The organism is Tardiphaga sp. (assembly GCF_028290495.1).
Lineage (GTDB): Bacteria > Pseudomonadota > Alphaproteobacteria > Rhizobiales > Xanthobacteraceae > Tardiphaga.
On sequence record NZ_JAQGJT010000108.1, the window covers coordinates 1 to 12,844 of the forward strand.

General features: G+C 63.4%; 13 protein-coding genes. 3 read left to right on the top strand and 10 right to left on the bottom strand.

Going from position 1 to position 12,844, the window contains the following annotated elements:
• On the top strand, nucleotides 1–958 hold a 958-nt coding region (locus tag JWQ24_RS16670; protein WP_299810212.1), incomplete at its 5' end, for a diguanylate cyclase.
• A gap of 201 nt (nucleotides 959–1,159) precedes the next feature.
• Here the strand turns inward: JWQ24_RS16670 and rpmG are convergent.
• The 8 genes from rpmG to topA form a co-directional block, all read right to left on the bottom strand.
• A complete protein-coding gene (rpmG, locus tag JWQ24_RS16675; protein ID WP_143574180.1) occupies nucleotides 1,160–1,327 on the bottom strand; it encodes a 50S ribosomal protein L33 in 168 nt (55 codons plus the stop codon).
• A gap of 124 nt (nucleotides 1,328–1,451) precedes the next feature.
• Nucleotides 1,452–2,780 carry an LLM class flavin-dependent oxidoreductase gene (locus JWQ24_RS16680; protein WP_299810215.1) on the bottom strand — a complete coding sequence of 443 codons (1,329 nt, stop codon included), beginning with the start codon at nucleotides 2,778–2,780 and terminating at the stop codon, nucleotides 1,452–1,454.
• A gap of 135 nt (nucleotides 2,781–2,915) precedes the next feature.
• A complete protein-coding gene (locus tag JWQ24_RS16685; RefSeq protein WP_299810218.1) occupies nucleotides 2,916–3,110 on the bottom strand; it encodes a hypothetical protein in 195 nt (64 codons plus the stop codon).
• 397 nt (nucleotides 3,111–3,507) lie between these two features.
• Nucleotides 3,508–3,720 (bottom strand): hypothetical protein, encoded by a 213-nt coding sequence (locus JWQ24_RS16690; RefSeq protein WP_299810221.1) that lies wholly within the window; start codon nucleotides 3,718–3,720, stop codon nucleotides 3,508–3,510.
• A gap of 55 nt (nucleotides 3,721–3,775) precedes the next feature.
• Nucleotides 3,776–4,510 (bottom strand): NUDIX hydrolase, encoded by a 735-nt coding sequence (locus tag JWQ24_RS16695; protein ID WP_299810224.1) that lies wholly within the window; start codon nucleotides 4,508–4,510, stop codon nucleotides 3,776–3,778.
• 53 nt (nucleotides 4,511–4,563) lie between these two features.
• Nucleotides 4,564–4,983 carry a DUF983 domain-containing protein gene (locus JWQ24_RS16700; RefSeq protein WP_299810227.1) on the bottom strand — a complete coding sequence of 140 codons (420 nt, stop codon included), beginning with the start codon at nucleotides 4,981–4,983 and terminating at the stop codon, nucleotides 4,564–4,566.
• Nucleotides 4,983–7,406 carry a ribonuclease R gene (gene rnr / locus JWQ24_RS16705; protein WP_299810230.1) on the bottom strand — a complete coding sequence of 808 codons (2,424 nt, stop codon included), beginning with the start codon at nucleotides 7,404–7,406 and terminating at the stop codon, nucleotides 4,983–4,985. Before rnr ends, JWQ24_RS16700 begins: the two co-directional genes overlap by 1 nt.
• Before the next feature lie 2 nt (nucleotides 7,407–7,408).
• Entirely contained in the window at nucleotides 7,409–10,213 is a 2,805-nt protein-coding gene (gene topA, locus JWQ24_RS16710) for a type I DNA topoisomerase (protein WP_299810233.1), read from the bottom strand.
• A gap of 251 nt (nucleotides 10,214–10,464) precedes the next feature.
• Here topA and JWQ24_RS16715 point away from each other — a divergent pair, with 251 nt between their 5' ends.
• Complete coding sequence (locus tag JWQ24_RS16715; RefSeq protein ID WP_299810236.1) at nucleotides 10,465–10,662, top strand: hypothetical protein; 198 nt, start codon at nucleotides 10,465–10,467, stop codon at nucleotides 10,660–10,662.
• Nucleotides 10,663–10,668: 6 nt separating this feature from the next.
• Here JWQ24_RS16715 and JWQ24_RS16720 read toward each other — a convergent pair whose 3' ends face one another.
• Nucleotides 10,669–11,121 (bottom strand): helix-turn-helix domain-containing protein, encoded by a 453-nt coding sequence (locus tag JWQ24_RS16720; RefSeq protein ID WP_299810239.1) that lies wholly within the window; start codon nucleotides 11,119–11,121, stop codon nucleotides 10,669–10,671.
• 125 nt (nucleotides 11,122–11,246) lie between these two features.
• Between JWQ24_RS16720 and JWQ24_RS16725 the strand changes: the two genes are divergently transcribed.
• The gene (locus tag JWQ24_RS16725; RefSeq protein WP_299810242.1) at nucleotides 11,247–12,020 is read left to right on the top strand and encodes an SDR family oxidoreductase; all 774 of its coding nucleotides are present in this window, start codon (nucleotides 11,247–11,249) and stop codon (nucleotides 12,018–12,020) included.
• Between the two features lie 138 nt (nucleotides 12,021–12,158).
• On the opposite strand, the gene JWQ24_RS16730 is transcribed toward JWQ24_RS16725, so the two are convergent.
• Entirely contained in the window at nucleotides 12,159–12,767 is a 609-nt protein-coding gene (locus tag JWQ24_RS16730; RefSeq protein WP_299810245.1) for an NAD(P)H-dependent oxidoreductase, read from the bottom strand.
• Between the last annotated feature and the right edge of the window lie 77 nt (nucleotides 12,768–12,844).

The window sequence follows — 12,844 nt, forward strand, 5'->3', positions numbered from 1 at the left end:
CGGCATGCAGGCGCCGGAGCGCAGCGCGGTGTCGGATCTCGGCCTCGGCGGTCGCATCCTGCTGGTCGATGACAGGCCATCGTCGTATGAGCGACTGGCACCGGTGCTCTCGGCGGAACACACCGTCGATGTGGAGCCCAATCCCACCGAAGCGCTGTTCCACGCTGCCGAAGGCAATTACGATCTGCTGATCGTCTCATTGAGCCTGGAGAATTTCGACGGGCTGCGGCTGTGCAGTCAGGCGCGATCGCTGGAGCGCACACGGCAGGTGCCGATCCTCGCCATTGCCGATGCCGATAACAACGCGCGGCTGCTGCGTGGGCTGGAGATCGGCGTCAACGACTACCTGACGCGTCCGGTCGACAAGAACGAGCTGCTGGCGCGCGCGCGCACCCAGATTCGCCGCCGCCGCTATACCGACCACCTGCGCGACAACGTGCAGAACTCGATCGAAATGGCCATCACCGACGGGCTTACGGGGCTGCACAACCGCCGCTACATGGAAACCCACCTGCAAACGCTGGCAGAGCAGGCCGCCACCCGCAGCAAGCCGCTGGCGCTGATGATGCTCGATATCGACTTCTTCAAATCGATCAACGACACCCATGGCCACGACGCCGGCGACGACGTGCTGCGCGAATTCGCGGTGCGAATCCGCAAATCGATCCGCGGCATCGATCTGGCGTGCCGCTACGGCGGCGAGGAATTCGTCATCGTGATGCCGGAGACCGACCAGCAGGTCGCCAGCATGGTGGCCGAGCGGCTTCGCCGCTCGATCGCCGGCGAAGCGTTCTCCATCGACAAGGGCAACAAGCGCGTCGAGGTCACGATCTCGATCGGGCTATCGACGCTGGAGAAGAAGGGCGAGCCGGTCGCGGACGTACTCAAGCGCGCCGACGTGGCGCTGTACCGCGCCAAGCATGACGGCCGCAACCGCGTGGTCGCCGCCGCGGCGTGATTTAGCTTCGCTTCAACCGATCTCTGTCGTCATCCTGAGGTGCGAGCCGTATTCGGCTCGCCTCGAAGGATGGCGTTCTGCGCCGCCGCCCTTCGAGGCTCGCAAGCGCTCGCACCTCAGGGTGACGGCGCGTCCACTTCGCCATAAAAAAACGGGACCCTTTTGGGTCCCGTTCCATCCGTCAGCGGCTGAACCCAGCGCTTACTTGATCTTGGATTCCTTGAACTCGACGTGCTTGCGCGCGACGGGATCGTACTTTTTCTTGACCATCTTGTCGGTCATGGTGCGCGAGTTCTTCTTCGCGGTGTAATAAAAGCCGGTGTCCGCGGTGGAAACGAGCTTGATCTTGATGGTGACCGCTTTGGCCATGGCAGAACCTCTGAATGTCAGGAATCGGTGACAGCCAGAGCACTGGCCGTGTTGGGCGCAACCTAGCCTCGAACGCCCCAAAGTCAAGGTTGGCGAGGCGCAATAATCAGCGGATTCCGGCCTGTCAGGCCCGAAAGAAGCGGTTTTCCGGCCGCGGCAGCCCTAAATTCTCCCGCAGCGTCGTCCCTTCGTATTCGGTGCGGAAAATACCGCGGCGTTGCAGTTCCGGGATCACCCGGTCGACGAAGTCGTTCAGCCCCTCCGGCAGGAACGGGAACATGATGTTGAAGCCGTCGCAGGCCTCCGTCACCAGCCATTCCTCCATCTGGTCCGCAATGCTCTGCGGCGTGCCGACAAAGGCCGAACCGCCATAGCCGCCGAGTCGCTGCGCAAGCTGACGCACGGTGAGCTTCTCGCGCGCGGCGAGATCGATGACGCGCTGGCGGCCGCTCTTGCTGGCGTTGGTGTCAGGAATATCTGCCGGCAGCGGCGCGTCAGGATCAAAGCTGGAGGCATCGGAGCCGAGGCTGATGGACAACGATGCGATGGCGTTGGCGTAGTGTACCTTGCTGTCAAGCAGCGCGCGCTTCTCCTGCGCCTGTTCGACGCTGTCGCCGATCACCACGAAGGCGCCAGGCAGGATCTTGAGGTGGTCGCGGTTGCGGCCGAGCCTGTCCATGCGGCCCTTGATGTCGGCATAAAGCTTTTGCGCATCGGCGATATGGCCGCCGCCGGTGAACACTGCCTCCGCTGTTTCTGCAGCGAGCTGCTTGCCGTCTTCCGATGCGCCGGCCTGCACGATCACCGGCCAGCCCTGCACGGGCCGGGCGATGTTGAGCGGCCCACGCACCTTGAAGTATTTTCCCTTGTGGTCGAGCACATGCATCTTGTCGGGATCCATGTAGATGCCGCTCTCGACGTCACGCGGAAAGGCGTCGTCGGCAAAGGAATCCCACAGCCCGGTGACGACGTCGTAGAACTCGCGGGCGCGCTTGTAGCGTTCGGCATGCTCCATGTGATCATCAAGCCCGAAGTTCAGAGCGGCGTCGGGGTTGGACGTGGTGACGATGTTCCAGCCGGCGCGGCCACCGGAGATGTGATCCAGCGACGCGAAGCGGCGGGCGACATGATACGGCTCGTCGAAGGTGGTCGAGCCCGTCGCCACCAGCCCGATGCGGTCGGTGACGGCAGCCAGCGCCGACAGCAGCGTGAATGGCTCGAACGAGGTGACGGTGTGGCTGCGCTTCAGCGCCTCGATAGGCATGTTGAGCACGGCCAGGTGATCGGCCATGAAGAAGGCGTCGAACTTGCCGGCTTCCAGCTTCTGGATCAGCTGCTTCAGGACCGGGAAGTTGAAATTGGCGTCCGGCACCGCGCCGGGATAGCGCCACGCACCGATATGAATGCTGACCGGCCGCATGAAGGCCCCGAGCCGCAACTGACGCTTCGCCATCGATGATTTCCCTCTGTTACCAGCTAACACATAGGGACAGACGGCGCCGAAGGCATCCCGCCGGCACGAGAAGATTATTGCGATTTGCGCGAGCGGAAGGGACGGATTTTGCGGTGATCACTTGCCGCGTTGCCGCTATTGCGGCGGATCAAGCTCGGGACGAGTTGTTGGCGCGACGTCCTCGGTCGGATCGGCGGCGGGGGGCGTGGCGTTGTCCTGTTCAACCGAATTGGGCAGCAGGACGGGTTGCGGATGGCCTGCGTATTTTTCGGCAAGACGAACGATCTGCTTGCGAAGCTCGGGGTCATTGATCTGCAGATAGGCCAGCATCAGGCGCAAACCCTCCTGGTCAGATGCGCGTCCGACTCGCCACACGCTGCATCCCTTTCTGAATTCACCACCGGAGATTGCTATAGCTTGAATGTATCGAACTCAACAAGGCGATACGATATGGAATAGTTAGCAAGAAGTGTGCTGTCCGAACTACCGGACGTGCCGAAGCCGATAGGTGCCTATTGCTGGTCTGTTGGCACAAAGCAGGCATCGCTGAATCGGACGATGGGTGCCGCTGTCCCACGCCGCATCGTTTTTCTTCCATCGCGGGACATCTGTCGGGTCGACGACGCCCGACGTTGAGAGCGAGCGCTCTGTTCGTTCGTCGACATAGCGATCTCAAGAGAGCAAGGCAGCGGATAGGCAGGTCGCCGTCGTGTCCGGATCCATTAATCTAGCACATCGCGGTGCGGGACTCGCTGGCCATCAGTTCTTCGTTTTCGGCGAGTTGAATCCAGGCTGCCGCGAGAGTAAGCATCGCGCGGACCTTCTCGACGTCGCTTTCCAGATTGGCGCGCTGCGCCAGCGCAGAGGCTTTCTTACGGTACTTGAGAGAATCAAGCGTAAAGCTCGAGAGCTCCACATCTTCGTTTTGCATCTGCCCCATCTCGAAAACTCCTCGCATTGAGATGGGGTGTAGTGGTCGCAGAAAACGATGGTGGTCAATCCTCTCCGGGCAACATATCCAGCTGCATTTTTCCGCTGTACCAGTGAAAGAAGGGCAACGGGGCGTCGTGTCGCAACGGACCGGTCGTCAGTCGCTTCTGTAGCTGGTTAAGCACGTTCTTGGTCATGGCGTGCGCATCGGCCAGATGTTCGGAGCCGAGTTCAACCCACACCAGTTCAACCAGCTCCGCGTCGGCATGAATGACGCCCTCGATCCGATGTGCGATAGCGGATGCATCGGCGGTGAAGAAGCGGGTGTCGAAACGCTTGATGCGGCCGGGCGGGGTGATTGCGCGCGCAATCAGGAACAGTCCGGATGGATCTGGCAACAGACCGGCATCGCTGAACGCGGACCACGGGCCGGGCAATTTCTTTGAGGAGCCTTCGACCTTGCGACCGAGGCACAGGCCAGTTTCCTCGCAGGCTTCACGGATTGCGGCCACCGCAAGCGAACGCGCGCGCGACGGCGCGGTCTTCGGACTTCCCTTGGCGAGATTGGCTTCGAGGCCGGCGGACAGGGGAGCGGCGATCGGGATCCTGTTGTCGGTCTTGTCGACGCTGCCGCCGGGAAACACGAACTTGCCGGGCATGAACACGACATTGGCGTGGCGCTTGCCGACCAGCACTTTCGGCACCGGGCCGGAACGGTCCACCAGCATCAAGGTCGCGGCGTCGCGCGGGCGCTTGTAGGGGTGGTGATCTGCTTCCTTGCCGACCTGTACTTCGCTCATGCCGTCCTCGTTTTTAAGTTTCTTGATTGATCTCGAACAGGACGGCAATCGTATCAGTCGTGATCGCCGTCGCCAAATCCGTGCATGCGAAACGCCCATTGCAGGCCGACCACCGCGCCCTTGACGGGTTGCAGCAGCGCTAGCGATGCAATCAGTGTGAATGGCAGATACACCGCAAGCTGCAGCCAGATCGCCGGCGAGTAGTCGGTCTCGATCCACAGGATCACCGGGACCAGTAAATGGCCGACGATGACGATGACGAGATAGGCGGGCAGGTCGTCGGCGCGATGCGCGGTAAAATCCTGACCGCAGACCGAACAGTGGTCATCGACCTTGAGAAAGGCACGAAACAGCTTGCCTTCGCCGCAGTTCGGGCAGCGGCACACGAAGCCACGCTTCATCGCGGTCCAGACATTGCGCTTGGCGGCGGGGTCGAGGGCGGAGGTCCAGGTTCTGGCGGGTTCGGGTGTCATCATGATTTCCCCTTCTTCTTCGGCTTGCCAGCGGTTGCGCTGGCGGCGCTGTTAGTGCCAGCATTGCCCTTCGCTTCCTTGGCCTTCAATCGGGCATTTCGTCCAAGGTGCACCTTCTTGGGTTTTTTCGGCGGCTTGGTAGACAGACCCTTTGAGGTTCCTTTGGCGGATTTTCCGCCGGGTGACCGCCCGATGCCCGCAGATCCCTCAGTTCGGGTGTGGCGTCGCTGGCCTTTGCGTTCAACGTGGCCTTCCGAAAGAAGTTCAAACCGCAAGGCGCCTGCCACGGGCGCGGCTTCCACCAGGCGAACATCGACGACGTCGCCCAGAGTGTGCATCGTGCCGCTGCGCGTGCCGACCAACGCATGGCGCGCTTCATCGTAATTGTAGTACTCGGTGCCGAGCGTGCGGATCGGGATCAGGCCGTCGGCGCCGGTATCATTGAGCTTCACGAACAGGCCAGCGCGGGTGACGCCGGAGATGCGGCCCTGGAACGTGGCGCCGATGCGGTCGGCGAGAAAGTGCGCGATCAGCCGGTCCGACGTCTCGCGCTCGGCCTTCATGGCGCGGCGTTCGGTGACGGAGATTTGCGCGGCCACTTCTGCCAGCGTTTCCGGCGTCTCGGTGTCGGGCAGTTCGCCTTCGCCAAGACCGAGGCCCCGGATCAGCGCGCGATGCACGATCAGATCTGCGTATCGCCTGATAGGCGACGTGAAATGCGCGTAGCGGCGCAGGTTCAGACCGAAATGTCCGTAGTTCTCGGCGGAGTATTCCGCCTGGGCTTGCGAGCGCAACACCACTTCATTCACCAGCGGTTCGGAATCCTCGCCCTTGACCTTGGCCAGTACGCTATTGAACAGCGAAGGTCGCAGCGCACCCGCCTTGGCGAACGCCAGATCGAGGGTCTTGAGGAATTCCTGCAGGTTGTGAACCTTCTCCTGTGAAGGCTCGTCGTGCACCCTGTAGATAAGCGGCAGCGCCTTCTTTTCAAGCATCTCGGCCGCCGCGACGTTGGCCAGGATCATGAATTCTTCGATGAGTTTATGTGCGTCCAGCCGTTCCGGCACGATGACACGATCGACCGTGCCGTCCTTCTTGAGCAGGATTTTCCGCTCGGGAATATCGAGGTCGAGCGGATCGCGCTCATCCCGCGCGAGCTTCACCAGCGCATAGGCGTCGTAGAGCGGCTTCAGGATCGGTTCGAGGATCGGGCCGGTGATATCATCGGGTTGGCCATCGATCGCTGCCTGCGCCTGGGCGTAGCTCAGCTTTGCCGCCGAGCGCATCAGAATGCGATGGAAGGTGTGCGAGCGCTTGCGGCCATCGGCGCCGATCACCATGCGGACGGCCAGCGCGCCGCGCGCTTCGCCCGGCACCAGAGAACACAGATTGTTTGAAATCCGCTCCGGCAGCATCGGCACGACGCGGTCGGGGAAGTACACCGAATTGCCGCGCGTCAGCGCGTCGCGATCGAGCGCCGAGCCGGGCCTCACATAGAAGGCAACATCGGCAATGGCGACGGTGACGATGTAGCCGCCCTCGTGGTCGGGATCTGGCTCGGCATGGACTGCGTCGTCGTGATCCTTGGCATCCGGCGGATCGATCGTGACCAGTGGCAGCGCGCGCCAGTCCTCGCGGCCGGCCAGCGTCGCCGGTTGCGCTTCCTCGGACTCGGCAATCGCGGCGGCCGAAAATTCCTGCGGGATCTCGTGGGAGTGTATAGCGATCAGGCTGACGGCCTTCTCCGTCGATAGCGAGCCGAGCCGCTCCTTCACCTTGCCGGAGGCGAGGCCGTAACCGCGCGTATGGATCAGATCGACGCTGACCAGATCGCCGTCCTCGGCACCGTTGCTGTCGCGCTCGGCGATGTTGAGTTCGCCGCGTCCGGCCTGTTTCTTGTCGACCGGGATCAACCGCCCGCCGCCGCCGGGCAGCTTGCGGAAAATGCCGAGCAGCCGCGCCTTGGCCTTGTCCATCACCTTGATGACGCGGCCGCGATAGGCGGTGGCGTCGCCTTCAGCCTCGATCCTTTCGATGCGCAGCATCGCGCGGTCGCCGACGCCGGCGGCGGTGCCGGGCAGGGGACGGCGCGGCGTGTGGATGCGGATCTTGGGCACTGCGCCTTGCGTGGCTTCGTCCCACTCGGTGGGCGTCGCCAGCAACTCGCCGTCGCGATCGCGCGCGGTGATATCGACCAGCACGGTCGGCGGGAGAGCGGTGGGCCCGCGGACCGACTTGCCCTGCCTGGCGATCACGCCCTCTTGGGCGAGTTCGCGCAAAATCTGCTTCAGTTCGATGCGGGCGGCGTTCTTCAGGCCGAATTCCCGCGCGATCTCGCGGGTACCGATCTTGCCGGGATTGGTCCGCACAAAAGCGACGATTGCATCCCGGGTTGGAAAGCCGTTATCCCGTTTCTTGCTCACAATTATCCGTTCTTGCTGGCGCTCTTTTTCGCAGCAGGTTTCGCAGCCTTCTTGGCCGGCGCCGTCTTTTTCGCGGGCGACGCCTTGGCGGCTACCGGCGCGCGGGCTGCGCTGGCGGCGGCGCCTTCGGCCTTCGGCTTGGCGGCAGCTTTCTTGGCGACGGCCTTCTTGGCCACCTTCTTCTTCGGCGCGGCCTTCTTGGCGGGCTTGGCGTCAGCGTCAGTCTTGGCAGCCGCCTTCTTCGCCGGTGCTTTCTTGGCGACTGTCTTCTTGGCGCCGCGCTTCGGCTTGCCGCCGCCTTTGGCGGCGCGCTCGTCGATCAGTGCGATGGCTTCTGCCAGCGTGATGGTTTCCTGCGTCTTGTCGCTGGGGATCGTCGCGTTCACCCCGCCTGCGGTGACATAGGCGCCATAGCGCCCGCCCTTGACGGCGACGCCGCCGAGGGTCGGATGCTCGCCGAGCGGCTTGCCGGGATCGGCGCCGAACTTGCGGCCGCTCGGGCCCTTCAAAATCTTCTCGGCGATCAGCGTCACCGCGCGGTTCAACCCGATGTCGAACACCTCGTCGCCGGCCTCCAGGCTGGCATAGGTCTTCTCATGGCGCACGAACGGCCCGAACCGGCCAAGCCCTGCGGTGATCGGCTCGCCGGTCTCCGGGTGCTTGCCGACTTCGCGTGGCAGCGACAGCAGCTTCAGCGCGAGGTCGAGTTCGACGTCGCTGGGCGAAGTATCCTTCGGAATCCCGGCGCGTTTCGGCTTCTCGCCTTCGGCGTAATCCTTGACGTCGCCAAGCTGGATGTAGGGCCCGAACCGGCCGGCCTTCACCGCGACGTCGCGGTCAGTCAGCGGGTCCTTGCCGAGGATGCGGTCGGCGCTGGCGCCGCTATCCGCGGCTAGCGGGCGGGTGTAGCGGCATTCCGGATAGTTCGAGCAGCCGACAAAGGCGCCGAACTTGCCGGCCTTGAGATTGAGCTTGCCATTGCCGCAGGTCGGGCACTGCCGGGGATCGCCGCCGTCTTCGCGCGGCGCGTAGATGTGCGGACCCAGCATGTTGTCGAGCGTATCGAGCACCTCGGTGACGCGCAGGTCCTTGATCTCGTTGACGGCGCCGATGAAGTCGGTCCAGAAATCCCGCAGCACCTGTTGCCAGGAGATCTCGTTGTTGGAGACCCGATCAAGGTTCTCTTCCAGCGCGGCGGTGAAGTCATATTCAACATATTTGGCAAAGAAGTTCTCAAGGAAGGCGACGACGACGCGGCCCTTGTCCTCGCCGTAGAGGCGCTTCTTCTCAAGCCGCACGTAGCCGCGGTCCTTCAGGACCTGCAGGATCGAGGCGTAGGTCGAGGGCCGGCCGATGCTCAGCTCTTCCATCCGCTTCACCAGCGAGGCTTCCGAGAAGCGCGGCGGCGGCTCGGTGAAGTGCTGGGTGACTGCGAGATTCTCTTTCTTCAGCTTTTCGCCTTCGCTCATCGCGGGCAGGCGGCGGGAATCCTCGTCGTCGGTGTCGTCGTCCTTGCCTTCCTGATAGACCGCAAGGAAGCCGTCGAACTTCACCACCTGGCCGGTGGCGCGCAGTTCCAGCACGCGGGCGCCGGCACGGGCGGAGATATCGACCGTGGTGCGCTCCATCTCGGCCGATTCCATCTGGCTGGCGATGGTGCGCATCCAGATCAGCTCATAGAGCCGCGACTGGTCACTATCGAGCCGGCCGCGAAGCGAGGCGGGACGGCGCGACATGTCGGTGGGGCGGATTGCTTCATGCGCTTCCTGCGCATTCTTGGCCTTGGTCGAATACTGCCGCGCGGTGCCCGGGACGTACTCCTTGCCGTAGTCCTCGCCGATCACTTCGCGGGCCTGCGTGATGGCCGATCCGTCGATCTGCACGCCGTCGGTTCGCATATAGGTGATCAGACCGGTGGTCTCGCCGCCGATGTCGATGCCTTCATAGAGCCGTTGCGCGATGCGCATGGTGTGCGCTGGCGCAAAACCGAGCTTGCGGCTGGCTTCCTGCTGCAGCGTCGAGGTGGTGAACGGCGCCTGCGGATTGCGGCGTGCCGGCTTGGCTTCGACGGTGGTGACTTCGAACGCGGCGGCCTCGATCGCCTTGCGGAAGTCCTCGGCTTCCTCGCCGGTGCCGATATCGAGCCGCTGGATCTTCTTGCCGTCGGCGCCGATCAGGCGGGCTTCAAAGCTGTCGCCGCGCGGTGTCGCCAGCGTGGTGACCAGCGACCAGTATTCGCGCGGGATGAATTTCTCGATTTCCAGCTCGCGGTCGCAGACCAGTCGCAGCGCGACCGACTGGACGCGTCCGGCGGAACGCGCGCCGGGTAGCTTGCGCCACAGCACCGGGGAGAGGGTGAAGCCGACCAGATAATCCAGCGCGCGGCGCGCCATATAGGCGTCGACCAGCGCGCCGTCGATCTGGCGCGGGTTCTTCATCGCCTCGGTCACCGCCTGCTTGGTGATGGCGTTGAACACGACGCGTTCGATCTTGTGGTCCTTGATCGCGCGCTTCTCTTTCAGCACTTCGAGCACATGCCACGAGATCGCCTCGCCTTCGCGATCCGGATCGGTCGCGAGGATCAATTTGTCGGCGCCCTTGAGGGCTTTGGCGATGTCGTTGAGCCGGCCGGCAGCCTTGGGATCGACCTCCCAGATCATCTGGAAATTGGCGTCCGGATCGACCGACCCGTTCTTGGCGGGAAGGTCGCGAACATGGCCGAACGACGCCAGCACCTCGTAGTCGGGCCCGAGATACTTGTTGATCGTCTTGGCCTTGGAGGGCGACTCGACAATGACGATATTCATGTCATTCCAATAGCTTAAGGGAGAAATGCGGGCCGGTTTCGCGAGAGTCGCGACGGCCGTTTCGCGGGGAACATGGGTGTGAAGGGGGCCCGTGTCAAATCCTGCTGTGGGAACCGGTGCTGGCAAGTCGCAGCGAATCTATCTCAAAAGTTGCGCAATACATCTTATGATTGCGATTTTCTCTGGGCTCGTTGTAGGATTTTACCGGGCCGCGGAAGGTCGCTCGGCCGGGAAATTCGCTGGGAAATCGCATGTCCATATCCGTAGGTGATCGTTCGCGCGGTGGCGGGGCGCCCCGGGATGGCGGATCTGATGAAGCGGCGCATTATATAAAGAGTGCCACCGCCGAACTCGCGCAGATGGCGCGGCGTCACGGCCACGACACGCTGAGCTACCTGCTCGACATGGCGCAGATGGAAGCCGACGAGATCGTCCGCCGGCGCAAGTGATCGGGGTCAGCCGGCGACGATGGCCTTGATGCGGGTGTCGCCCACGCCGAGTGGCCGGCCGTCGGCGGCGTGCAGGGCCATTCTCGGCACCCGTTTGCCGGTCTTGCGATCGACCAGGATGTTGGTGGCCTCGCCGGGCGAAAAGGCAAAGGCCTCGCCCCACTGCCGTAGCGCCACCATGATGGGAAATACCGCGCGGCCTTTGTCGGTCAGCACGTAGTCCTGATAGGCGCTGCCGTCCGCGGCCGGCTCCGTCGTGAAAATGCCGTCGGCGACCAGCACGCGCAGCCGGTCCGACAGGATGTTCTTGGCCAGGCCCAGATCCTTCTGGAATTCGCTGAAGCGGCGCTGCCCCAACATCGCATTGCGGATGATCAACATCGTCCAGCAGTCGCCGATCAACTCCATCGCGCGCGCGACCGGACAGGCGTCCTGCTTCAGGCTGCTTCGCTTCGCCATTTCCATTCCTCCGGCGCGCTCACAACTCCGTGGCCCGTCCGATTATCTGGTTGCAATATAAAACCACCGGCGCTAATTGGCAACGTGGTTGCAAATGGCAACCAGTTTGTTGCAGGGAGCATTCCATGAGACTCGCAGGCAAGACGGCATTGATCACCGGCGGCAACAGCGGCATCGGCCTCACCACGGCGCGGCTGTTCGTCGCCGAAGGCGCCAGGGTAGCGATCACCGGTCGCGACAGGACACGGCTGGATGCAGCGGTGGCCGAACTCGGCGCCAACGCGATCGGCATCGTCGCCGATGCCACCGACATCGCGGCCACCGAAAGGGCGGTTGCCGAGACCGTGAAAAAATTCGGCAAACTCGACATCATATTTGCGAACGCCGGCATCAGCGGCTTCACACCGGTCGGCGGCACCTCGCTGGAAGTGTTCGAGACGGTGCTGAAGACCAACGTCACCGCCGTGTTCTTCACCGTGCAGGCCGCGCTGCCGCATCTCAACGACAACGCCTCGGTGATCCTGAACGGTTCGGTGATCTCGGTGCTCGGCAATCCCGGCTACGCCGCCTATGCGGCCAGCAAGGCCGGCGTGCGCGCGATGGCCCGGGTGATGGCGTCGGAGCTGTCGCCGCGCGGCATCCGCGTCAACGTCGTGTCGCCGGGTGGCACCTCGACGCCGATCTGGAAAAGTGCCGCGCCGACGCCGGAGGCGATGGCCGGACTGGAGGCGCGCATCGCCCGGACTATTCCGCTCGGGCGTTTCGGCAAGCCGGAGGAGGTTGCCAAGACGGTATTGTTCCTGGCTTCCGACGATGCGTCGAATGTCCAGGGCCAGGAGATATTCGTTGATGGCGGTGCGACGGCTTCTCCCGCGGGCGCGCCGATCTATCGAGCCTAACTAACGTCGTCATTCCGGGCGCACTTCAGACGGCGAAGCCGGCTGGAGTGCAGACCCGGAACCCCGAAATGTTCATCACCTTCTCTGGATTCCGGGTTCGCTCGAGTTGCGCTCTCGCGCCCCGGAACGACCGTGCTGTTACGCTGCGCGCAGGTCGGTCGCTGCCTGTAATGCGCCGGCGATGGCTTTTTCGCGGTGCTCCGGCCCGGCCCCGATGCCCTCGGCGACAATGACCTCGATATCGGTGACCCCAATGAATCCGAATACGCCGCGCAGATAGGTCTCGGCGTGTTCATAGGCCGCGGCGGGGGCGCCGACGCCGTAGAAATTGCCGCGCGACAGCGCGATCACGATCCGCTTGCCGCCGGCCAGACCCTGCACGCCGCTAGCATCGTATTTGAACGTCTTGCCGGCCACCGCGATGCGGTCGATCCAGCCCTTGAGCTGGGTCGGGATCGTGAAATTGTACATCGGTGCGCCGATCACCACGATGTCGGCCGCGAGAAACTCTTCCAGCACGGCTTGGCCGGCCGCGAGGTCTGGCTGCAGCGCGGCATCGGGGGCGGCGCCCTGCGCGGCGGCAAGATGCGCGCCGGACAGGTGCGCCAGCGGGGTGGCGCTGAGGTCGCGATAGGTGACCGCAAGGCCGGGCGTGGCCTGGGTCAGGCGGTCGACGATGGCGGCGGAGACCTGCCGGCTGACGGAATGCGGGCCGAGCACGCTGGAATCGATGTGAAGCAGTTTCATGTCAGTTGTCCCTGGTATAGGTTTGTAACTGACGCTAAATGAGTGACTATCGAAAAGCGCACAAGAAGGCACAATTT

Coding starts and splice junctions, on each gene's coding strand:
- topA (WP_299810233.1), bottom strand. CDS start 10,213: ATGAATATCGTCATTGTCGAGTCGCCCTCCAAGGCCAAGACGATCAAC.
- JWQ24_RS16695 (WP_299810224.1), bottom strand. CDS start 4,510: ATGAGCGAAGTACAGGTCGGCAAGGAAGCAGATCACCACCCCTACAAG.
- JWQ24_RS16685 (WP_299810218.1), bottom strand. CDS start 3,110: ATGCTGGCCTATCTGCAGATCAATGACCCCGAGCTTCGCAAGCAGATC.
- JWQ24_RS16690 (WP_299810221.1), bottom strand. CDS start 3,720: ATGGGGCAGATGCAAAACGAAGATGTGGAGCTCTCGAGCTTTACGCTT.
- JWQ24_RS16725 (WP_299810242.1), top strand. CDS start 11,247: ATGAGACTCGCAGGCAAGACGGCATTGATCACCGGCGGCAACAGCGGC.
- JWQ24_RS16700 (WP_299810227.1), bottom strand. CDS start 4,983: ATGACACCCGAACCCGCCAGAACCTGGACCTCCGCCCTCGACCCCGCC.
- JWQ24_RS16720 (WP_299810239.1), bottom strand. CDS start 11,121: ATGGCGAAGCGAAGCAGCCTGAAGCAGGACGCCTGTCCGGTCGCGCGC.
- JWQ24_RS16730 (WP_299810245.1), bottom strand. CDS start 12,767: ATGAAACTGCTTCACATCGATTCCAGCGTGCTCGGCCCGCATTCCGTC.
- JWQ24_RS16715 (WP_299810236.1), top strand. CDS start 10,465: ATGTCCATATCCGTAGGTGATCGTTCGCGCGGTGGCGGGGCGCCCCGG.
- JWQ24_RS16680 (WP_299810215.1), bottom strand. CDS start 2,780: ATGGCGAAGCGTCAGTTGCGGCTCGGGGCCTTCATGCGGCCGGTCAGC.
- rpmG (WP_143574180.1), bottom strand. CDS start 1,327: ATGGCCAAAGCGGTCACCATCAAGATCAAGCTCGTTTCCACCGCGGAC.